This window comes from Ferrimonas futtsuensis DSM 18154 (assembly GCF_000422645.1).
Classification (GTDB): Bacteria; Pseudomonadota; Gammaproteobacteria; order Enterobacterales; family Shewanellaceae; genus Ferrimonas; species Ferrimonas futtsuensis.
This window is the reverse complement of sequence record NZ_AUGL01000042.1, coordinates 1-1,381: the sequence shown is the minus strand read 5'-3', so window position 1 is coordinate 1,381 and position 1,381 is coordinate 1. Positions and strand designations below refer to the sequence as shown.

Sequence of the window (1,381 nt, the reverse complement as noted above, 5' to 3'; positions counted from 1 at the left end):
GACTGTACTGCTGGGTTCGTTTTCCTGTCTTGTAGGCAGGCATTGTGACACCTCGATCTAACGATTTTGGTGTCCACTAAAACGGGTCAACTTCACGTCCGGCTTGATTGGCTTGTTAGCTTACTATTTGACTAAAAACCGTCACTTTCCCATGTTTTGTTTTTAAAGCCATACTCTAAATGAAATTTATATAAGCCTATTAGAAAAAACAGCACATAACTACCAGGAATAAGAACGACATAAATAACTAATAGACGTTCTGAAAGCACTGATAAACCAACATCTTTGTATGCTTGCCAAAAACTAACAAAGCAGCCCAAAGTTACAACCACAGTAATATAAACTGTGAAATATAAGCTTAAACGGTTTGCAAAAGATACATATTCTCTAAATTTGCTCATAGACCCTAGAGTAAGCTAACGCCCTGTTAAGGGGCTGATAATGTTTGGCTAAAATAGTGTAGCGAAGCGAAACCGAGCCAAACGTTAGCGGTCCCGCACTTAAACAGCTTGTTATGTAACGCTACCACGAAACGTGACTTATTGCTTCTTTGTACGAAGCTAATGCTTTATACATTGCTAATTTAACACGCAACTTCTTTATAAAAACTTGATAGCAGAATACAGGCAGTAGCCAAAATACAAGTAGCGCTGATTGGATGAACAATAAGACAAATACGAATTCATTAAATATGCCATCAAGGAAGAAGAAAACTAACACAAAGAAATTAACGATCACGAAAAGCCAAATACCCCAACGAGCATCTTTAATTAATTGGCGTAATTCTGAAGATTGACTCTCAGGTTGCATCACTTTCCCTAGTTACATAACGCTCCACTTAGCGGGAGCAGACTGCCCGGCTATACTCCGCGAGGCACGAGCGCAGCCGGGCTGGCTGAAATCCGCCTACAGTGCCTTGTTATATGCCTAGCTACACCATTCTTCTAGTGCATCACTTGATGAGCAACCATGCATCTTCAGATCTAAGGGATCTGAACCAAATGCAAGCGCAAACTGCTGTACCCCTTCGATTGTTAACAGCCAGTTCACGCCAGATCTGGCTACGGCCCAAACAGTTACTGACCTGTACGTATCGTAATCCGCGTCATGAATAATCGTAGATGTCACTTTTGCTAATACAGGCTCAATAATTGATTGAAGCAATCCCTCCGACAGTTGTCGAACATGCTCCTCATAAACCTTACCTTTCGGCGTAATTATCTGAGGTTTACTGACGTCTAAAGAGGTCTGAATCTTTTTGATGGCGTCGATTTTTCTCATGGCATAGTCGTGGTAGAGCGGCCAGTTACCTGTACCGCCCCCACACAGATCCGGACGTGCGGAACTACCGCATCCGGCTCCTCAGTTATACATATGCTCG

Annotated in this window: 2 protein-coding genes; both read right to left on the bottom strand. The window is 42.4% G+C overall.

Annotation, left to right across the window (positions count from 1 at the left end; translation table 11 throughout):
* Window positions 1-131: 131 nt before the first annotated feature.
* Window positions 132-401, bottom strand: coding sequence for a hypothetical protein (locus G505_RS23145; RefSeq protein ID WP_157509279.1), 270 nt, complete (start codon window positions 399-401; stop codon window positions 132-134).
* Window positions 402-927: 526 nt separating this feature from the next.
* Entirely contained in the window at window positions 928-1,281 is a 354-nt protein-coding gene (locus tag G505_RS23140) for a hypothetical protein (RefSeq protein ID WP_157509278.1), read from the bottom strand.
* Window positions 1,282-1,381: the final 100 nt, after the last annotated feature.